The organism is Pseudomonas putida, assembly GCF_001941965.1.
Lineage (GTDB): Bacteria > Pseudomonadota > Gammaproteobacteria > Pseudomonadales > Pseudomonadaceae > Aquipseudomonas > Aquipseudomonas putida_L.
In genome coordinates this window covers 159,394-179,582 of the sequence record NZ_MKZO01000001.1, presented here as the reverse complement: position 1 = coordinate 179,582, position 20,189 = coordinate 159,394, and the positions used below count along the sequence as shown (strand labels likewise).

Here is a 20,189-nt window from a genome sequence, read left to right as displayed (position 1 = left end):
CGCTCTCGGCGGGTTTGCTTGCGCTTGCCGGCGTACTCAAAGTCGGAAAAGCTCATCTGGCTCATGGGCGGCTCGGATCAGGTGTTGCGGGGATTCTCGCATAACTGAAGGCTTGTTCGGAGATTCCCTAAGTAAAAAAGGCGCCCGAGGGCGCCAAGGGCTGTCTCCAAACCAAAGGAGCACTACGAGGGGACAGCAGGACCAAGGCGCGAGCGGGCAATCAACCCGCCCGCTTGCCAGGGTTAGAGAACTTCCAGCGGGTACTCGACAATCAGGCGGACTTCATCCAGATCCGACTCGTAATCGGTCGCGCGAGTGGTCATTTGGCGAACACGGAAAGACATATCCTTCAGTGATCCAGTCTGCACAACGTACTTGGCCTCAATGTCCCGCTCCCAGCGCTTCTGGTTGGTCAACGGATCGCCGTTGTCATCACGGCGCATATAGACTTCGTTGGCGTTGCTGTAGTCGGCATCCCAGCCCTGGGCATATCGAGTCATGAAGCTCAATCCAGGCACACCGAAAGGCTCCATATCCAGGTCATAGCGCACTTGCCATGACTTCTCCTTCGGCGAGTTGAAGTCGCTGTACTGGATGGAGTTGTCGAGGTAGATGGAGTCCGATTGGCGCAAGTAGTCGAAGTCATCATCGCCATTGTTGCGCTGGAGACCCACCAGCACTGTATGAGCGCCGAATTGGATGCCGACCTTGCCGCTCCAGATGTTGTTATCGAAGCTCCCGAGGAGCTGCCTCCCTTCATCGACCGCCTTGTAGTAGTTCAGCCCGCCGATCAAGGCGACATCGTCCGCAAGCGGGTAGCTCAGCGTGGTGCCCGCGTAATATTGATTCCAGGCATCCTTGAGGCGGCTGGTGTAGAGACTAAAGCCGATGTTGTCATTAAGCGTGTAATCACCACCGAAATAGGCGATCCATGGCGAGTCCACTTCGCCCGCGTAGAAGGTAGCGAAGCCGTCGCGCATGCTGCTGGTATTGGGTTGGCTCATCGAGTGGAGGCGACCGCCCTGAAGCGACAGTCCTTCCACGCTGCTGTTGACCACGGTGACACCTCGGAAACTCTCCGGTAAAAGCCGTGCATCACCGTATTGGACGACCGGGCTGACGGGAAAGACGTCGCCTACCTTGATCTCGGTATCCATGAACCGAGTTTTCACCGCGCCCCCCAGTTTGGAGTAGTTGTCCTCAGCCTGCCCGAGGCTGTTGTAAGGCATCACGTCGACTGAGCCGCCTGCTCCAGAACGGCCGTCGCCGGTGTCAAGCTTGAGCCCTAGCATGGCAAAGGCATCGACACCAAAGCCTATGGTGCCCTCGGTGAAACCAGACTCGAATCTGCCTATCACGCCATGCGCCCACTCTTCCGAATAGCCATTACCCGAGCTGCTGGACTGGCCTTTGCGGAAGTCACGGTTGAAGTAGAGATTTCGATTGAGGATGGTCAGGCTGCTGCCTTCGATAAATCCCTCGCCTTTCTCGTCGGCGGCCATTGCAGCTTGCCCGGTACTGATGCTCAGAGCGAGTAGAGAAAGTCCTAACAGGGTTCTGTTATTCATAAATGCTCCTGATGTTATTGGCAGTTGTCATTGTGTGGTCGCATATATGTGCCAAGCGCGCCGGGCATAACCAGGCGCGCCTTGGACATATTTCCACATGCCAAATAACGTCAGGGTGACTTGAAAATTACTTTTCAGTCAGCGCGATGTCATTTATTAGTTTTGGTTCCGGCAACCTGTTCCGGCTGCACGGTATTCAAGAATATTCAGATCGCCGTTGGAGTCCTCGTAGGTCATCTGGGCTGGCATCACATTGCAGCTAGAGTCCGTTGAGGTAGTGGCCACGACCCTGGCGATATCGAGCTTCATGCCGTAGCGGTAATGAATAACTTCAGGCGGATTCTTTCCGTTAGCGGCAGCATACTCTTGCATGGCCTGCTCATTGGCCTGAATCATCCGACCATAAACACGATCAGCGCCGCCTTCTGCCAGAGTGGCAGAGGAAACAACCATAGCGGCAAGGGCTGCAATAACTTTGAGGCTTTTCATGTTTAATCACTCCTTCAAGGTGGTGATTAAAATATATCCGCTCAACCTGTCATAAAAATGAAGTCAAAGTTACATCGCCGTAATGCTTCCTGCCGCGTTACCCGGGCGAGTCAGCTTGGCGCGTGGCTTGCCCGGGTTTGTAAAGCTATAGCTCCTGCGGTGCGCGAACCTTCTGTGTACGCTGCCTTCGCATCAGCCAGTACGCGGCCGGCAAAACCAACATGGACATCAGCGGCGCGGTAATCATGCCGCCGACCATGGGCGCGGCGATGCGCTTCATCACTTCAGATCCGGCACCTCCGCCCCAGAGGATTGGCAACAGGCCGGCGATGATCACGGCCACCGTCATCACCTTGGGCCGCACGCGCAGCACTGCGCCTTCACGAATTGCCTCCAGTAGTGCCGGGTCACCGCTGCGCCCGGCATCCATACGTGCATGCCAGGCATTCTTCAGGTACAGCAGCATGATCACCCCAAATTCCGCCGAGACGCCGGCCAAGGCGATAAAGCCGACCCCAGTGGCAACCGACAGGTTGAAGCCGAACCAGTAGAGCAGCCAGATGCCGCCCGATAGGGCGAAGGGCAGGGTTGCCATGATCAGTAGGGCCTCACCGAAGCGGCTGAAGGTCAGGTAAAGCAGCACGAAGATGATCAACAAGGTCGCCGGTACCACCCAGGCCAGCCGTGCATTGGCGCGCTCCAGGAACTCGAACTGACCGGAGTAGGAGACGGTCATGCCAGCATCGAGTTGTACCTGCTCAGCTACGCGTTGCTGCAACTCGCGCACGGTCGATGCCAGGTCGCGCCCACGGACATCGACATAGACCCAACCGGACAGACGCCCGTTCTCGCTGCGCAGCATTGGCGGCCCTTCGGTCAGACTAACCTGGGCGACGGTGCCCAAGGTGATCTGCTGGCCGGCTTGCGTGAGGATCGGCATACGCCGTAGTGCCTGCGGACTGTCTCGCCACTCCTTGGGATAGCGCAGGTTGATCGGGAAGCGGGCCAGTCCTTCAACCGTCTCACCAATATTGCTGCCGCCGATGGCGCCCGATACCACCGCCTGCACATCGGCGATGCTCAGGCCATAGCGCGCCGCGGCCAGTCGATCGATCTGGATGTCCACGTAACGGCCGCCAGTAAGGCGTTCTGCCAAGGCCGAACTCACCCCAGGCACCTCTTTGGCCACGGCCTCGATATCGCGCGTTATGCGCTCGATGTCGACCAAGGAGGTTCCGGATACTTTCACCCCAATGGGGCTCTTGATCCCCGTCGCCAGCATGTCGATGCGGTTGCGGATGGGCGGCACCCAGATATTGGACAGCCCCGGAACTTTTACCGCGCGATCCAGTTCCTCGATCAGCTTTTCGGGTGTCATCCCCGCGCGCCATTGATCGCGTGGTTTGAACTGCACCGTGGTCTCGAACATTTCCAGCGGTGCTGGATCGGTGGCGGTCTCTGCTCGCCCGGCCTTGCCGAATACCCGTGCCACTTCGGGCACCGTGAGGATCATCCGGTTGGTTTGCTGCAGCAGCTGGGTGGCCTTGCTGGCCGGCAAGCCGGGCAGGGCTGATGGCATGTACAACAAGTCGCCCTCGTCCATCGGCGGTAGAAACTCTCCTCCGAGTCTGCTGAGGGGCCAGAGACTGGACAAAAACACTAGCAAGGCCAGCGCTAGGGTCACCTTAGGCCAAGCCAGCACCCACTCCAGCACCGGCCGGTATGCACCGATCAGCCAACGATTCAAGGGGTTCTGTTGTTCGCTGGGGATATGCCCACGAATCCAATAGCCCATCAGCACCGGTACCAAGGTGATCGAGAGGCCAGCAGCGGCAGCCATGGCATAGGTCTTGGTGAATGCCAGCGGGCCAAACAGGCGACCCTCCTGGGCCTCCAGGGTGAAGACCGGGAGGAAAGACAGGGTGATGATCAAAAGGCTGAAGAACAGCGCCGGCCCGACCTCGGCCGCAGCTTCGCCGATCACCCGCCAGTGCGCCTCGCCCTGAAGCGGTTCACCGGGGTGTCGAGCCTTCCAGGCCTCGATGTGCTTGTGCGCGTTCTCGATCATCACCACGGCGGCATCGACCATGGCGCCGATGGCGATTGCGATCCCGCCGAGCGACATGATGTTGGCATTGACGCCCTGGTAGCGCATGACGATGAAGGCCATCAGGATGCCCAGGGGCAGGGTGATGATCGCGACCAGCGACGAGCGCAGGTGCCAGAGGAAGATCAGGCAAACCAGGGCAACCACCGCGAACTCTTCCAGCAGCTTGTAGCTGAGGTTATCGATGGCGCGGTCGATCAATTGCGAACGGTCATAGGTGGTGACCACCTCGACGCCGGCCGGCAAGCTGCCCTTCAGGCTGTCCAGCTTGGTCTTCACCGCGGCGATGGTATCGCGGGCATTCTTTCCGGAGCGCAAGATGACCACGCCGCCTACCACTTCACCCTGGCCATCCAGCTCGGCAATGCCACGACGCATCTCTGGCCCCAGCTGAATGGTGGCCACCTGACCCAGCAGCACCGGAACTCCGCTGGCCGAAGCCCGCAGCGGCACATTGCGGAAATCCGCCAGGCTCTCTAGATAGCCTGAAGCCCGCACCATGTACTCGCGCTCTGCCAGCTCCAGGATGGCGCCGCCGGTTTCCTGATTGGCGCTCTTCAGCGCCGCTTCGACCTCCTGCTGAGTTACCCCATAAGCCACCAGCTTCTGCGGATCGAGCAGCACTTGGTATTGCTTGACCATGCCGCCGAGGGTGGCCACTTCGGCTACGTTGGGCAGGCTCTTGAGTTCGTACTTGAGGAACCAGTCCTGCAGTGCCCGCAGCTGGGCAAGATCATGCTGGCCGCTGCGGTCGACCAAGGCGTACTGGTAGATCCAGCCCACGCCGGTGGCATCCGGCCCAAGGGTGGTGGTAACACCCTCGGGCAGGCGTTCCTGCGCCTGGTTGAGGTACTCCAGCACCCGCGAGCGCGCCCAGTAGAGGTCGGTGTCGTCCTCGAACAGCACGTAGACGAAGGAGTCGCCGAAGAACGAGTAGCCGCGCACCGTCTTCGCCCCCGGTACCGAGAGCATGGTTGTGGCCAGTGGGTAGGTCACCTGGTTCTCGACGATCTGCGGTGCCTGTCCGGGAAAGCTGGTTCTGATGATGACCTGGGTGTCAGATAGGTCCGGCAGTGCATCCAACGGCGTGTTGCGCAGCGACCAGAGGCCCAGGGCGGTGATGAACAGGGTGGCCAGCAGTACCAGGAAGCGGTTGCCGATCGACCAATGGATCAGGCGCGCGATCATGGCTGGTCTCCTTCCTTGCGGAGCTGCTCGATCAGCAGGCCGGAGTTTGTCTGACGTGCGGCGATGCGTACGTGATCTCCTGGCTTAAGTCCCACAGCTACTTCGGAGCTGACCAGAGGAAAAGCCATGGTCATACCTGGCATATTCAGGCTCTCGAAGGGGCCATGCTCCAGGGTGACTTGTTTCCCGTCCAGTGCGCGAATAACGCCGTGAGACACATGCAGCCCCTCCGTGCTGTCCTGTTCTGCATTGCCGGCCAGGATGCCCTGCAGGCTGGCTTCCGAATCGATGAGGAACTGGCCGGAGGTAACGACCGCCTGACCTTCCTCAAGACCGGAAAACACCTCCAGACGCCCATCGGCCTCGCGGCCCAAGGTGATTTCCTGGGGACGGTAGCGTCCGTCGCCTTCGGCCAGCATCACCAATGCACGCTTCCCGGTGCGAATCACGGCTTCACTCGGCACAAGAAGCGTGGATTGTTCGACGGCACTGTTCAGGCGTACGGCGGCGAACATGCCGGGGCGCAACTTACCGGCAGGGTTGGGTAGCTCGCTGCGTACCGTGAGCGTGCGCGTTTGCGGATCGGCACTCGGCAGCAAGGCTATGACGCGGCCCAGCAGCGGTCGATCAGGAAAGGCCGTCAGGTTGGCGCGGATCTCGTCCCCGACCTGGATACTTCCGGCCATGGCCTCGGGTATCGCCGCATCGAGCCAGACACTGGACAGCCCGTTGATCAACGCCAGATCCTGCCCGGCTTCAACGGTCATCCCGGCGCGTACCTGCAAGGCTTGGAGCTCGCCGCTGATAGGTGTGGTGAGGGTTTGCACTGCCCGCGGTTTGCCGCTGCGGCGAACCTGCTCTATCAACGCTTGTGGCATGCCGAGCAGGCGGAGGCGCTCTTGGGCCGCAGTGATCAAGCGGGCGTCACCGGTACGCAGTACCGCGAGGAACTCCAACTGCGCGGCGGACCACTCGGGAATCAGCAGGTCGACCAGGGGTGTTCCAGCTGGCAGTACATCGCCAGGGGCACGCCCGTAAACCCGCTCGACGAATCCGCCAGCGCGGGCCTGGAGGTTCGCTACCTCTCGCTGGTTATAGGCCAGGGAGCCGACCACCTCGATATCCGAGGGCAGTACACCGCGGATCACCGTCGAGGTCCGCATTCCGAGGTTCTGTACGGCTTGAGCGGGGACGCTCAGGACAGACGGATCTTGCTCGGATCCTGCGTATTTAGGGACAAGCTCCATATCCATGAAAGGTGACTTGCCCGGTTTATCGAAGCGCTGCTCAGGCTGCATCGGGTCGTACCAATAGAGCACCTTGCGCTCGTCCGTCGGTGCGGAGCTAGGCAGTAGCTCGTGTTTGGCTTGCCGCTGGGCCAGCCAGTAGCCACCGCCCGCCGCGCCAATGCCCACGGTCAGCACGGCGACCGCAAAACCAAATGTCGATATCTTCATTTCAGGCCCTCCACATAGGCGTAGTACAGGCTTGCGGAGAGCTGGCTCAACTTGCGCTGTTGTTCAATCTGCCGCAGTTGCGCATCAATCAGGTCGCGCTGGGCAGTAATAACGGATGTGAGCTGGCTGTTACCGGCTTGGTAGGCGGCCAGTTCGAGATCGGCACGTTTGCTTGCAAGCGGGATCAAGGTTTTTTCGGTGCGTGACAAGGTCCTGCGCAGTTGCTCAAGCTCGGCAATACCGCCTTCCAGCTCAGCCTGATGGGCGCGCAGTAATGCTTCCTGCTCGGCTTCCATCTGCGACACGCTTTGTTGTCTGGCGTTGATCTTGGGCCCCTGACGTGTGCCTACGAACAACGGCAGGTCGAAGGTAAATTGCACCATCACCATATCGCCGAACTGGTTGTCGCGATTGTTGTAGGCAAACTCAACACCCCAGTCGGGGGTCTTCTCGGCGATGGCCTCGTTCAGCTCGGCGCTAGCCTCGCCGACTCGGGCGGAGGCAGCGCGCAACTCAGGGTGTGAGGCAATGCGTTGCTGCAGGTGCGGTGCCACCAGGTTCAGACTGGGAACACCTCCTTGCAAAGGCTGGTCAGCCTCGTTGCCTATCCAGCGGCGCAGCTTGGCACGAGCTACTGCCACATCGCGATTCAGTTCATCTCGCCGATCTTGTAACGCCAAAGCTTCCTGGTCGGCCTGCAACAGCTCGCCAGGCTGAGCACTACCGCCGGCAATCAGCGATTGCACGGTCGAGCGGAGCATCTCGATCTGACGGTCCAGTTGATCGAAGAGGCCAACACTGCGTTCGGCGTAGTACACATCTAGCCAGCTCACTGCCGTCTGGCGCTTGATCTCCAACTGCATGGCACGCTGCTCGGCCTCGGCTCGGCCTACTGAAGCCTCGGCCAACTGGCGCCGAGCCTGACGCTTGTCACTGTTGGGGACTTCCTGCATGAACCCAATGCGGCGCATGGTCATGGAGTCACGATTAAGCGTGTAACGGTCAGGGCCTTCGATCGGCAGGTTGTCGATGCCTAGAATCAGCTTGGGATCGGGCAGGGCGTCTGCGGGCTCGACAGCCTGCTGTGCCGATGCCACCTGCGCCTGGCGCGCGAGGTTCTCAGGGGCACTCTGCTCGGCCAGAGCTTGGGCTCGTTCGAAAGTTAGGGGCTGCGCCTGCGCGGCAAGCCAGGGAGCTGCCCAGAATGCGGCAGCCAACACACCGAGAAAGCCACGGCGTGGAAAAAGGAAAGCGGACATGCTTTCGCCTCCAATGCGATTGATCGAAGTCGCGACTACGAAACGTGACCGCGACGATGCGCCTGACTGTAAGGCGCGGGATGATCACTGCATTAGACGAAACGAGGAGGGCGCCAGAGTCCTGCGGGCTCTCGCTTAATCACCGACTGGGTCAGCAATATCTCGGGGCGTGAGGGGAGAGGGGATATGCTCTTGATCACGGTGGTCTGGAGAAGTCCTCCGGTCTTGCATTCCTGGCCGGGTTTGCAAGGGGACTTCTTGGCCACCCCATCAGACTTGTCCATTTGCTCGCAGCACGGAGCATCGGCCATTGCATGGCCCTGATGATCGGCGCTCTGCATCGGGCAAGGTTGTGCCGGCATGCTGAAAGCCACACCGCCGAAGGTCGGCAGCACGAGGCTAGCAATCATTAGCAGGATCAATCCAATCCGACGCACAGCAATTCACCAGGCGGGGCAATAGGCCGACGATAGCAGATTGCCCCCGAGCCATGAATGCTCCTTTTGACGATAACAGCACTTCGTTGATTTGGATCAAATAGAGTGTCTAGGGAAGGTCTGAAGTAACCCTGTATTTCCGGTCGACTTCAGCCCTCGCTGCTTTTGAAAGCGGGCCGTCGATCAAAATCGACCAGGTAACCCGCTCAGTTCTCCGTTTTTGGCCGCCGCGAGCACCTCGCAGCAGCCATTTTCCGCATTACAGGTGCACCTTTCCTGCGGTAGTCAGCAAATGTCGGCGCGCCATCCATAGGTTCGACAGCGCGAACAGCGTCACCAGCTGAGCGGTGTTCTTGGCCAGGCCACGGAAGCGCACCTTCACGTAACCGAACTGGCGCTTGATCACTCGAAACGGGTGCTCGACCTTCGCTCGCACTTGTGACTTGGCCTTCTCGATCTTGCGCTTGGCTTTGTACAGGGCGCTGCGTTTATCGAGCTTCTTGTAGGTGCTGCGGCGTGCTGCGACCTGCCAGATCACTTCGCGGCCAGCATGTTCGGGGCGCTTTTCGACGCCGGTGTAGCCGGCATCGGCGCAGACGACGTTCTCGTCACCGTGCAGCAGTTTGTCGACCTGGGTGATATCCGCCACGTTGGCTGCCGTGCCTACCACGCTGTGTACCAGCCCCGACTCATCATCTACGCCGATGTGCGCCTTCATGCCAAAGTAATACTGGTTCCCTTTCTTGCTCTGGTGCATTTCCGGGTCGCGCTTGCCGTCCTGGTTCTTGGTCGAGCTGGGCGCGTGGATCAGTGTGGCATCGACGATAGTGCCCTGGCGCAGCGACAGGCCGCGATCCCCCAGGTAGCCATTGATGATGATCGGGTGGTTGTGATTGTGGTCGCAGTGGGCAAGCGTGAACGAAGTGCAGCTTACAAGGCAGCAGGTAAGCGTTAGCTACCAGGGCAAAAGAAAAAAGAGGGAGCCATTGCAGGCAGTCTTTCGACTACCCACGCTGGCTCACTGTTCAAGGGTTCATTCTTACTTTCTGCTTCCGGTAGATCCAGCACGCCAACACCACGGCAATCAGCAATGGTGGAAAGCGCACCATCAGAATCATCAGCAGCAATATCGCCAGACAACCGGCCAAGATCCCGGCAAACATGAATGCCGAGGCAACAGTCCGTAGCAGCAGTTTCATTGGCACCTCCTTACAGGTAGCCGCGCTCAGCCAACGACACACAATCCTCCTGGCCTACCACAACGTGATCGAGCGTTCTGACTCCGACCAGATTCAGTGCGTCCTGCAGTTTCGTGGTGAGATTGCGATCCGCCTGGCTGGGCTCGGGATCACCTGAGGGGTGGTTGTGTACCAGGATGATTGCCGCTGCGTTGTGTTCCAAGGCGATCTTCACGATTTCCCGTGGGTAGACGCTGGCTCCATCCAGGGTTCCGCGAAACACTTCCTCGAACGCAATCACCCGGTGTCGGCTGTCGAGCATGAGCAGTGCAAAAACCTCGTGCTCATAATCAGCCAGCAGCGTCTGCAGGTGACTGAACGCCTCCTTAGGCGAGGTCAGTGCACGTCCCTTGCGCAGGCGCAGACTGGCCAGTTGCCTGGCCATCAGCAGGATGTCGTTTTCCGTCACCGGCGACTCGACCAGGTAGGTGCCGGTCGTGTCACTGGCTTTCAGCTTGTGCAGGCGCATGGCGGCCTCCTTGGTCTCGGTCTGTGGGTGGGGTTTGACGAGCAGCTTGTGCATCGAGCTTTTCAGTCAGGCTGGGTTTGGTGGGGTTGAGTTGCGAAATTGTTGCTGCAGCAGGGGCTTCACCCTCGGGGTAGAACTCTTCCACGATGGCGCTGACATCCTCCTCGCTGTCTTCGAATGCTCCGTTGCCAAAGCCGCGTCGTGCTGCCTCATCCAAGGCGGCTTGATCGAAGCCTGCAGCTTGCCGCCGCGAATCGAGTTCACTGGCGGTCACCAGCGCTTCAGCCATGTCCATGCCACCGCGTACTGTCAGGTCGGCGTAGAAGATCGGCGTGCCATGACTCTGGCGAGTCGACTTACCTCGCAGGCGCAACTCCAGCGGCAGACAGGCCAGGCGATTACCCGAGATGGCTTGGAAGTAATGCAGGCGGGCTGCGAGGGTGCGGATGCTGTTGAAACCGGTGGTGCGGAATACAAAGCTTCCCAGCGGATCCTCATCGCCAATGACCACGTTCAGTCGGCCATAGGGCTTGCAGGCACCGCCTTTCGCCAGTGGGCAGGCATCTGGTGAAGGACAGGGCAATGACTGCATACCGTCCTGTGTGACCCGCTTGCAGGTCTCGCCATTACCGACGCAAACCGGCCGACCAGACTGCCGGTCGAACAGCGTGTAGTCCGCCCTGAAGTTCAGCTCCGGTTCGTTGAACAGCAGGCGTACCGGAATGCTGCGCAGCTTGTCGTCCTTGCCCTGACGTAGCTCGTCATTCAGCGGGTGCAGCAGCCAGCCGTCCTTACCCTGCACCTGTGACGTGATGGTGAACTGGTCATCCTTCTCCGGCAGTCGCTTGCCGTTCTTCTCGATGACCTTACCGATGGAAATCCGCCCGAGTACCGGTGGAGTGATAGCCAGACCTTTGAGCATGGTGAGTCTCCTGGAAATGAAAAAAGGCCAGCCACGCAGCGCGAACTGCATGGACTGGCCAAGGGGAGGGAAGGGATGTAGTAGTTGGGTTTCAGCCGACCAGGAAGCGCCGTGCACCCGTTTTCAGCAGTGGGTACTTGGCCTGCAGGTGCGGCTTTTCTTTGAGCAGTTGCGCGACATCGAAGCCGACACTGTCTTTGGCCTTGCGCCAGGTGATGTAACCGTTGGAGAACTCCGCCCGGCTAGCATCGCCCATGGCCTGCTGCAGCATCTGCTTTAGCTCAGCCTCGCGTTTTTCCTTGTCGGCAATCGACTGGCGAACGGCTTTCAGCTCGATGTACGCAGCAGAGAGCCCTGCATGCTGGCTAAGGTCGATGACCTGGCCGTTGTCCTCAGGGTAAAGGCAGCGCAGTGCTGATTCAGCCGAAGCCGTGCCATCGGCTGGCGGTGGCGTGTCAGTCTCCACGTAGTGCCAGAACTTGCGCTCCAGCTCGATCAGGCGAGTGATCATCTGCTCGTCCCGCTCGATGCGATGGATCTCAAGCGTCTGGCCACCCAGCAGTACCGCTACATCAGCAGCCTGCTTGCCGGTGACGGCGAGCTGGTGCATCACCTGCAGCTGCACATACTCAGGCACGCCCTCTTTCCAGAGGCGTGCCCCGTTTATGCCGGCAGTCTTGCATTCGAGGATCTGCACATCGTCGGCCCCGATCACCTCGCGGTCGATGTTGGCCAGCATCCACGACAGCTCCGGGTCCGGGTGCTGCAGCACTGCGTTGATGCGTCGAACCCTGTTCTTCGTGCGCTTGCTGTAGTGCCAGGCCACGATGGGCTCCAGCACGTTGCCCCAGTACATCGGGCTTTCCTCATCCTGAGGATCAGCCTTGGGGAGGCCGACATCGCGGCCGGTCTTCTCCATCCACAGCTCCAGCTGCGATTTGTACGGATTGAGTCCTACCGCAGCAGCGGCATCCGAACTGCCGATGCCCTGCTTGCGGATCTGCAGCCAGTCCTCGCGTGGCAGCTCCTTGGTGCTGACCAGGCGCAGAGCCGGACGGGTTTTGCTGATGCTGCGATTCAATGAAGTAGCTTTCATGGCGTTCACCTTGCAGAAATAGAAACGCCCGACCTGCAACGAAGCGGGTCGGGCGTTATGGGGTGGGATTGGCAGAGGGTCAGGCGACCAGTTGCAGGGCTGTATCCAGAGCGCGTTGCTTGATCTGGGCACCCTGGCCGAACCAGGCAGAGTCGAGGCGGTACTCTGTGCTGCGTGCCCGTCGCTCGTGATCAACGTACTCGGTCACGGCATTGAGCAAGCCCCAGGCGGTGCCGCGAGCTGAGTCCAGCTGGCTGCCCCGGCCACGGCCTTCGTACAGCTCCTGCACTTTGCGCAGGGCGCGCTCGTTCGGCAGCTGCTCCGGTAGGGCGCCGGTTGGGCTGGTCTCGCACATCACGTTCATGAAGAAGCCCAGAGCCTCATGCCACTGCACCTTGCGTTCCGCCAAGTGGCGCATGCGGTACATGAAGTCATCCCATTGCGAGACGGCGATGCCGAGCTGCTTCTTCACCAGGTCGCCGTCAAAGCGGGTGCTGTGCGGAACCTTGATCGCACGACTGGTGCCGTCCAGGGCGATGGTCAGGGTGTTGTTACAGACTACGCGGATGGTGGTGGGCGTTGCGGTGGTGGCCAGGGTGCCGTCGCAGGAAGTGGCCAACAGCAGGTAGCCATTCACCTGGTCGTTACCTTTGATCGCTGCACCCTGGCCAGTTCGCGCCAGCGCCCAGAACTTGCGACCGCCCTTGAGCACGCCAGCGGTTTCCAGCTCGTAGCCGGAGACCTCGGTCAGATCGCGGTAGAACTCCAGCACCTCACGAGGCTGGACGGTGTGGTAGCGCTGCGAGACCACCGACAGCGGTGCCTTGGTGTCCGAACGGTAGAGCACCTTCTGCTCGGGGAATGAGTGGATCGCGCCCAGGTGGCCGATGGCGTCCGACTTGAAATGCACGGGGCTTTCCAGGATCTGCCAATCCATGCCGGCTTCGCGTTGCCAGACCTCGATAGGCTGTTTCTGCGGCAGGTTGTTGCCTAAGCCGTGCCACGGGGTAGCGCCAACATAGGCCATTTGTTCGATTTGATGAGCCATGACGAATTTCCTTTGGGTGCAGGCCGGCATAAAGCGCCGCGCAGAGCGCAGCACCGGCAATCAGTGATGGATAAGTATGAGGAGAGCAGTTGCCGGATCAGGCCGGCAGATTGAAGCGATGACCGCAGAGCAGGCAGAGGTTGTGAGCCAAGACATGGCGGTCGAGCGACTCGCCGAGCTGAGCGCCAATCGCACAGCCGCCGACGCTTCCGGCCAGGCCGCCGAGAATGGCGCCGGATACCGAACCAAGTGTGATACCGACAGGGCCGGCGATTACGCCGAGCGCTGCGCCGGCCTTGCCGCCTGCCAGAGCAGCACTGATGCCTCGTGCGAGACCACCGACAGCGCCGATGGCCGCGCCAGCTTTCATGGCGTGATGGAAAGAAGCGACTTTGGGGGAGTGACAGCGGGGGCACTGCAATGACATGGGGCGAACCTCCTTGGTGCTGATGTCATTGCGGTAATGTGTTGCTGAGATTTTTTTGAATCGAATGGCTGCTTTTCAGCAGCGCTAACTGAGTGCGAACTGGCTGGAGTCGGCCAAAAGCAGCCATTAGCCAGCCAGACATGTAGGTGTCCGCTGATACAGAGTTGACGTATTCGTGCCCCCTATTGGTTGATGCGTCGACGGAGCGCACAAAAAAGTCACCATTCACAGGAGCTTTAGCGCTGAATCTTCAGGTGAGCCAAAAATTGAATCGGGGGAGCCCAACGCCCCTAGCGTGAGTTGGGCTGGCGCATGAGAGTATTCATACCGTACGGGAACAGCATGCTGCCCGTGGAATAAGTGTGAAGTCTCAGCGCTGTGGCATGCCCATATGCTGCTGATGCTGCATCATCTGATCCATCATCATCTGTTGCATGCCCATGTACCTGTCCATCATGTATTGATGCTGCTTCATCTGCTCAGGCGTCATCTGGGAGTAGTGGCTGCCCATTTGATCCCAGCCCATCATGTGGCCCCCACCCATCATCTTACCGTTACCCATCATGTGGCCCCCGCCCATCATCTGACCGTCACCCATCATATGGCCGCCCTGCATGCCCCCTCCGCAGCACCCCATCATTCCGCCGCCACGCATTCCGTTCATCATGTGCATTCCTTGCTGCATCATGGTTTGGTGCTCTTGCATCAGTTTCTGACGCTGTGCAGGGTCGCTTGCTTTCTGAATTTGGCTCATTTGCTCCTGCATTCTCTTCAGGTTTTCTTGTGCCTTCGCCATCTCTTGATCAAATTGCTCAACGCTCATTGGCTGCTGTTGAGCCTGGCTGGTGGTACTGGAGTCCTGCTGCGCAAAGGTTAAGGCCGGAAAAAGCGCAGCCGCCAAAGCGAAGGTGGCGAGTTTTGGTGCTTTCATTGCTCAGTTCCTTGCAGGTGAAAGTGGGTCGTGGGGTGAGTCACCAGTAGTCAATATAGACCTCGAAGACGGGTGTAGCCTGATGCAGGTCAAAAGTTGATCCCGTACCTGCTACAGGTTGTATTGAAGCTGCTCCGACCAAGGAGGTTGCCTGCGTGAGCGAATTTTCAGTGGCCAAGATGGACTGCCTTCTGGATGAGCAGCCTGCCTGGGCATGTCGTGCTTCAGTAGTTAAAGCCATTTGCCGCCAGGACTGCCCAGCGGCGCTGACGATGGGCGTAAAACAGGCGCGCAAAAAGCCACACGAACGGGGTGAGGATGCCGGCATCGATAGTCACGCGATCTCGGTAAAGCGTTCCGCCACTCACTTCTTGTGCCGTAATCAGGTGATCCCACTTATTGATCAGCGGGCTGTAGCCGTTGTCTCTGAGCATGAAGGCCTGAGCGTTTTCCGTCTGCGGGTAGGTAGTCACAATTGCCTGACGGCCAATGGGAAGTACGCCGAATAGCTTCAGCTTGACCCAGTAGGTGCCCTCGCTCCAGGTATCAGGAAACTCAGCCGGATCCAGCGGGCTGAAACTCAATAAGGGTGAAGCAACCTGACGCAACAGGCGTGGTTTGCGCACCTGGGCGATCACCTTTGCGAGTGGGCACGGCAGCTGGGTGGCGAGATCGACTTGCATGGGCGCAATTACCGACTGGACAGGTTTTGCTCGTCACTCGCAAGCAAGGTCTGGAGTTCTTCAGGAACCGGCATGGGCTTGAACGCACTGATTCTGGAGCGGCCTGTATTGCCGAGGGGCACCCAGATTTTGGAGAACAACAAGGCCGCGAAAATGCGCGGTATTTGCCCGGCCACCTCGCGATAATCGCCAATTTGCCAGCCGAGCGTGAGCATCAGCCAGTGTGACCTGGCATGCAGCAAAGGTTGGCGCTGAGTCAGGATGTGCGCGCGCTCCAGCCATTGAAAGGCATCTGTACTGCGCTGTTCCTGCATGGCCTGCCGGGCCTGCTGAAAGGCTTGTTCAATTGCGAGTTGCAATGCTGCTTTCATCTTCAATCCTCCAACCCTACTTTTTAAGCAGGCGCAGGCCGTTGAACACCACCAGCAGACTGACTCCCATGTCTGCAAAGACGGCCATCCACATCGTCGCCTGCCCCGTTAAGGTAATGGCGAGAAACAGGGCCTTGATCCCTAACGCCAGCACGATGTTCTGCTTGAGGATGGCGGCGGTCTGTTGAGACAGGCGGATGAAGGCCGGGATCTTGCGCAGGTCGTCATCCATCAAGGCCACATCCGCAGTTTCGATGGCAGTGTCTGTGCCTGCGGCGGCCATGGCGAAACCGATTTCAGACTTCGCCAGCGCCGGCGCATCGTTGATGCCATCGCCGACCATCCCAACAACGTAGCCGCGCGCTTGCAATGCTTCAACGGCCTGCAATTTGTCGACTGGCAGGAGATTGCCGCGTGCCTCGTCGATGCCTACCTGCTGTGCAATCGCATCTGCGGTGTGCGGGTTATCGCCGGTCAGCATTGTGGTCTTCACGCCAAGCGCGTGAAGTTCCTCAATTGCCTGGCGGCTGGAGTCCTTGACGGTATCGGCAACGGCGAACAGGGCAATGGCACGCTGCGGATTGCACAGCACCACCACTGTTTTACCTTGGCGTTCGAGACGCTCCAGCGTCGCTTCCAGCTCGGGTGAGCAGAGGCCAAGCTCTTCCACCAGACGGTGGTTACCCAGGTGGAAATCTATGCCTTCGATGGTGCCTCGAACACCTCGACCCAGTAGGGCTTCGAATCCCTCAACGGCAGCAAACGTCAGGCCATTCTCAGTGGCATGCTTGGCTATTGCCTGCGAAACCGGGTGGTCAGAGCGACTGGCGAGACTGGCAGCATGAGTACGGTAGAGTTCTGAGTCCTGTTCAACCAACGGCATGTAATCGGTCTGTACCGGCTTGCCATGAGTAATGGTTCCGGTTTTGTCGAGTGCCAGGACGCCAAGCTTGCCACCGATTTCCAGATAAACGCCGCCTTTGACCAAAATGCCTTTACGCGCCGCCGCTGCCAGGCCACTGACAATGGTGACGGGCGTCGAGATGACCAAGGCGCAAGGGCAAGCGACCACCAGCAGCACCAAGGCACGGTAGATCCAGTCGTACCAGGGCTCGGCCATGAAGAGTGGCGGCACAATGGCGATAGCCAGGGCGAATAGGAATACGACAGGGGTGTATACCTTGGCGAACTGATCGACAAAGCGCTGGGTCGGCGCACGTGAACCCTGCGCCTCTTCGACCGCGTGAATGATACGTGCCAGCGTGGTGTTGGCTGCGGCGGCCAGGACGCGGTATTCCAAGGAGCCGGCTTCGTTGATGGTTCCTGCAAAAACCGGATCGCCGATGGTTTTCTCTACAGGCAGGCTTTCCCCTGTGATGGGCGCTTGGTTGATGGTGGAATTCCCGGAAGTTACCTCGCCATCGAGACCGATTCGTTCGCCCGGTCTTACCCTGACCAATGCGCCTACGGCGATGGTTTTAACGTCAACTTCAAGCCATGTGCCATCGATCTGCTGCACCGTGGCGCGCTCCGGCGTCAGATCCATCAGGCCGCGTATGGCATTGCGCGCCCGATCCAGCGACTTCGCTTCGATCAACTCGGCGACAGAAAAGAGGAACATGACCATGGCCGCTTCTGGCCATTGTCCAATCAGCACCGCACCGGTCACCGCGATACTCATCAGCGCATTGATGTTCAGGTTACGGTTCTTCAGCGCGATCCAGCCCTTTTTATAGGTCGTCAGGCCGCACAGCAGAATGGCGAGCAGCGCCATGCCAGCCACAGCCCAATCTGGCGCAAGCTCGGCAAAGTGGATCACTTCCGCCGATACGGCGGCCACGCCCGATAGCGCCAAGGGCCACCAGGCCTTCTTGCGCGGGGTGCTTTGCGTTTCTTCTTTTGCTGTTGCGGAACCCTCAACCACTGGCGTGAAACCAAGCTCGCGAATAGCTGCCAGTGCTGCTGGCAGTGCTTCTGCTGAGTGGCTGAGCGTCAGTACGCGCTGAAGCAGGTTGAACTCCAACGCACTGATGCCGGGTAGCGAGGTCAGCTTGTCGCGGATTAGCTTTTCTTCCGTTGGGCAGTCCATCTGTTCGATTTTGATGCGGGCTTGCCCTTCAGCAGATAGCGGCTCTGCTTGCATACCCAGGGACGAGATTGCCGCTTCGATAGGCGCGGTCGACGGCAAGCTGTGCCATACCCCAAGAATCCGATTGATCAGGTTGAAGTCGAGCTTATCTATGCCTGCGAGCTTGCTCAGTTTGTCCTGAATCAGCGTCTGCTCAGTAGGGCAGTCCATTTGCGCAATGCGGAAGCTGCTGAGCCTGGAGCCGGTTACGGCATTTACTGCTGTAGCCGCTGTGGCAGAGCACTTGCTTGCTTCGTTGGAGTCACAGCAGACATCCTTTGAAACCGCTTCAGGTTTGTATTCGTCACCGCAGCAGCCAGCCATGAAGGTATCCTCGTTGAACAGTTGTGCAGAGTGAACACCCTGAAGCCACTACAGGGTCAAGCGTTTGCTGAAGAGGTAACTCATGAAGATTGGAGAGCTGGCCAAGCTTGCCGATTGCCAAGTTGAAACGGTTCGCTATTACGAGCGCGAGGGGCTGTTGCCCGCTCCGGCCCGCAGCGAGGGTAATTACCGCCTGTACAGCAGTGAGCACCTTGAGCGACTTACGTTCATCCGTAACTGCCGAACACTGGACATGACCCTGGACGAGATCAGAAGCTTGTTGGCGCTGATGGATCGGCCAGAGGGGAACTGTGAGGGTGTGAATAGCTTAGTGGATGAGCACATTGAGCATGTGCAAGCGCGCGTGACCAGCCTGCTGGCCCTGCAACAACAGCTGGTTGAGTTACGACACCGTTGCGCCTCTGAGCGCGGCGTAGACGAGTGTGGAATCCTCCAGCGCCTGAACACCACTGGCGGTGTCAGTGCGCTTCCGGATGATGGCCACACTCATGTTGGGAAAAGCCACCGCCACTAAACATGCGCCACCACCTGCCATGCGAGGCACGCTACATGGCAGGTGGTGAGTCTGGCTCAGCTGTATGCAGACGGTTAGCGCTTATTTGCTTTGTTCGACTTCAGCTTTGACCAGATCAATCAGTGGCTGCGCGCCGAAACTCAATAGCGGCTTGCCATTCACAAAGAACGTGGGCGTCTGGCGCACGCCAGCAGCCTGGGCATCCTGAGAGTCCCTTTTCAGGGCCTCGGTGATATCGCCAGCCATCATCTCCGCACGGGCCTTTTCCACATCCAAGCCTGCCGCTTCAGCAGCTTCCCAGGCCTTCTGCACCAGTGGGTCACTGTGCCATTGCGGTTGCGCCACCATGAGTGCTTCCAGAACAGGCTCGAAGACCCCCTGCTTGCGTGCAGTTTCGAGGATTCTTGCTGCTGTTTCAGAGCCTTCATGGAAGAGGACGTAACGCAGCACCAGGCGCACATCATTCGGGTTGTCAGCCAGGATCTGTTTCACTACTGGAAAGAAGGCGCGGCAGGCCTCGCAGGACGGATCGAAGAACTCAACGATGGTTACGGGCGCATTGGCGGTGCCGATAACGGGCGAATGGAAGCGCACCAACGAGCTAGCCACTGGAGCAACTGGCGGGGTCTCTTCACTTACCGAATATCGATCATAAAAGAATGCCGCAGCAGTGAAGCCGAGCGCAGTAAGAATGCTGATGACGAGGACGATTGCACGTCTGCTCATAGGGAAGACCTCCGACGGATGAGAACAAGAAGAACAGCGATAAGGGTGAATGCGACCAGCGAAAGCAGTGGCAGAGGGACGCTGCCGAAAATCGTCATGTCAGCGCTGGAGCAGGACGGGCCTGCCCCGCAGGGCTTGATGCTCTCCGGTATGGCCCCAAAGTAGAGCAGGCTGTGGTAGAGCGCGATGAGCCAGCCCACGACGGTAACCGGCAACGCATAACGCCAGACCCCGAAATCCGAGGTGTAGCAACCAACGGCCAGAATCACGACCAGTGGAAACATGAATGCGCGCTGGAACCAGCAGAGCACGCAGGGCGTTTTGCCCATGACCTCGCCGATGAACAAGGCGGCTAAGGTCGAAACCAACGCAATACCCCAGGCCATAAGCAACAGGCTCCAGGGGCTGGGAAAGCGAGTGTTTGTCTCTGTTTCCATCATGGTTGATATCTACCCTCTACAGAGGTGGGTGGCACGGGAACTACCGTCGACGCGATATCGTTCGTGGTGACGTCTTGAGCCAGTGCATCTGCCATGCCCATGAGCATCAGCACGATAGCGAGCAGTAATAAGCGCATCGGGCGGCGCAGGTGCGCAAACAACGCCCCTGGCTCGCGCGGAGAAAGCGATTGCATAAGTTGATCCTGGATTGCAGTGGTCTTTAGCCGCAGTGCGGCTGTGCTTAGATCACGCGGCTGGATCGCGGAGGGCGCTCAATCAAGTAGACCAGGCGAGTTGGTGCGGCTTCATCCGGCAGGGTAGTCAGGATGTTGCTTTCTGCCTGTGC

19 protein-coding genes and 1 pseudogene are annotated in these 20,189 nt (G+C 59.2%); 1 reads left to right on the top strand and 19 read right to left on the bottom strand.

The annotated features are described in order from the left end of the window. Positions 1-242 precede the first annotated feature (242 nt). The 16 genes and pseudogenes from PSEMO_RS00850 to PSEMO_RS00775 all read right to left on the bottom strand — a co-directional run bounded on the left by PSEMO_RS00850 (position 243) and on the right by PSEMO_RS00775 (position 17,989). Positions 243-1,568 (bottom strand): OprD family porin, encoded by a 1,326-nt coding sequence (locus PSEMO_RS00850; protein WP_033691058.1) that lies wholly within the window; start codon positions 1,566-1,568, stop codon positions 243-245. Positions 1,569-1,724: 156 nt separating this feature from the next. Next, entirely contained in the window at positions 1,725-2,057 is a 333-nt protein-coding gene (locus tag PSEMO_RS00845; protein ID WP_003452302.1) for a DUF2790 domain-containing protein, read from the bottom strand. Positions 2,058-2,202: 145 nt separating this feature from the next. Continuing rightward, the gene (locus PSEMO_RS00840) at positions 2,203-5,352 is read right to left on the bottom strand and encodes an efflux RND transporter permease subunit (protein ID WP_003452300.1); all 3,150 of its coding nucleotides are present in this window, start codon (positions 5,350-5,352) and stop codon (positions 2,203-2,205) included. Further along, a complete protein-coding gene (locus PSEMO_RS00835; RefSeq protein ID WP_003452298.1) occupies positions 5,349-6,809 on the bottom strand; it encodes an efflux RND transporter periplasmic adaptor subunit in 1,461 nt (486 codons plus the stop codon). The genes PSEMO_RS00840 and PSEMO_RS00835 overlap by 4 nt, the downstream gene beginning before the upstream one ends. Beyond that, the gene (locus PSEMO_RS00830) at positions 6,806-8,068 is read right to left on the bottom strand and encodes a TolC family protein (protein ID WP_003139513.1); all 1,263 of its coding nucleotides are present in this window, start codon (positions 8,066-8,068) and stop codon (positions 6,806-6,808) included. Before PSEMO_RS00830 ends, PSEMO_RS00835 begins: the two co-directional genes overlap by 4 nt. A gap of 696 nt (positions 8,069-8,764) precedes the next feature. Beyond that, positions 8,765-9,382: pseudogene (locus tag PSEMO_RS00820) on the bottom strand (IS5-like element ISPpu18 family transposase); the annotation flags it as partial. 148 nt (positions 9,383-9,530) lie between these two features. Beyond that, a complete protein-coding gene (locus PSEMO_RS33380; RefSeq protein WP_009686156.1) occupies positions 9,531-9,704 on the bottom strand; it encodes a hypothetical protein in 174 nt (57 codons plus the stop codon). A gap of 10 nt (positions 9,705-9,714) precedes the next feature. Further along, on the bottom strand, positions 9,715-10,212 hold the full coding sequence (gene radC / locus PSEMO_RS00815; RefSeq protein ID WP_009686157.1) for a RadC family protein: 498 nt from the start codon (positions 10,210-10,212) through the stop codon (positions 9,715-9,717). Beyond that, positions 10,184-11,134: a recombination directionality factor gene (locus PSEMO_RS00810; protein ID WP_023101970.1), complete on the bottom strand. Its 951-nt coding sequence runs from the start codon at positions 11,132-11,134 to the stop codon at positions 10,184-10,186. Before PSEMO_RS00810 ends, radC begins: the two co-directional genes overlap by 29 nt. 91 nt (positions 11,135-11,225) lie before the next feature. After that, positions 11,226-12,230: a YqaJ viral recombinase family nuclease gene (locus PSEMO_RS00805; RefSeq protein ID WP_075801288.1), complete on the bottom strand. Its 1,005-nt coding sequence runs from the start codon at positions 12,228-12,230 to the stop codon at positions 11,226-11,228. 79 nt (positions 12,231-12,309) lie between these two features. Continuing rightward, the gene (locus tag PSEMO_RS00800; RefSeq protein WP_075801287.1) at positions 12,310-13,278 is read right to left on the bottom strand and encodes a DUF932 domain-containing protein; all 969 of its coding nucleotides are present in this window, start codon (positions 13,276-13,278) and stop codon (positions 12,310-12,312) included. Positions 13,279-13,375: 97 nt separating this feature from the next. Beyond that, positions 13,376-13,705, bottom strand: coding sequence for a hypothetical protein (locus tag PSEMO_RS00795; RefSeq protein WP_074918679.1), 330 nt, complete (start codon positions 13,703-13,705; stop codon positions 13,376-13,378). Between the two features lie 370 nt (positions 13,706-14,075). After that, positions 14,076-14,636: a hypothetical protein gene (locus PSEMO_RS00790; protein ID WP_009686162.1), complete on the bottom strand. Its 561-nt coding sequence runs from the start codon at positions 14,634-14,636 to the stop codon at positions 14,076-14,078. A 224-nt stretch (positions 14,637-14,860) separates the two neighbouring features. Beyond that, positions 14,861-15,319 (bottom strand): hypothetical protein, encoded by a 459-nt coding sequence (locus tag PSEMO_RS00785; RefSeq protein ID WP_009686163.1) that lies wholly within the window; start codon positions 15,317-15,319, stop codon positions 14,861-14,863. Between the two features lie 8 nt (positions 15,320-15,327). Further along, positions 15,328-15,690 carry a DUF3703 domain-containing protein gene (locus PSEMO_RS00780; RefSeq protein ID WP_009686164.1) on the bottom strand — a complete coding sequence of 121 codons (363 nt, stop codon included), beginning with the start codon at positions 15,688-15,690 and terminating at the stop codon, positions 15,328-15,330. A 16-nt stretch (positions 15,691-15,706) separates the two neighbouring features. Beyond that, positions 15,707-17,989: a heavy metal translocating P-type ATPase gene (locus PSEMO_RS00775; RefSeq protein ID WP_047149787.1), complete on the bottom strand. Its 2,283-nt coding sequence runs from the start codon at positions 17,987-17,989 to the stop codon at positions 15,707-15,709. 235 nt (positions 17,990-18,224) lie between these two features. Between PSEMO_RS00775 and cadR the strand changes: the two genes are divergently transcribed. After that, a complete protein-coding gene (cadR, locus tag PSEMO_RS00770; protein ID WP_009686167.1) occupies positions 18,225-18,677 on the top strand; it encodes a Cd(II)/Pb(II)-responsive transcriptional regulator in 453 nt (150 codons plus the stop codon). Between the two features lie 81 nt (positions 18,678-18,758). On the opposite strand, the gene PSEMO_RS00765 is transcribed toward cadR, so the two are convergent. From PSEMO_RS00765 to PSEMO_RS00755, 3 genes are read right to left on the bottom strand one after another with little or no spacing between them, the layout of a single operon-like run. Further along, the gene (locus tag PSEMO_RS00765; protein ID WP_009686168.1) at positions 18,759-19,403 is read right to left on the bottom strand and encodes a DsbA family protein; all 645 of its coding nucleotides are present in this window, start codon (positions 19,401-19,403) and stop codon (positions 18,759-18,761) included. Next, positions 19,400-19,843 (bottom strand): disulfide bond formation protein B, encoded by a 444-nt coding sequence (locus PSEMO_RS00760; protein ID WP_081430179.1) that lies wholly within the window; start codon positions 19,841-19,843, stop codon positions 19,400-19,402. Before PSEMO_RS00760 ends, PSEMO_RS00765 begins: the two co-directional genes overlap by 4 nt. Continuing rightward, positions 19,840-20,037, bottom strand: a complete 198-nt coding sequence (locus PSEMO_RS00755; protein WP_009686170.1) for a hypothetical protein — start codon at positions 20,035-20,037, stop codon at positions 19,840-19,842. The genes PSEMO_RS00760 and PSEMO_RS00755 overlap by 4 nt, the downstream gene beginning before the upstream one ends. Positions 20,038-20,189 lie beyond the last annotated feature (152 nt).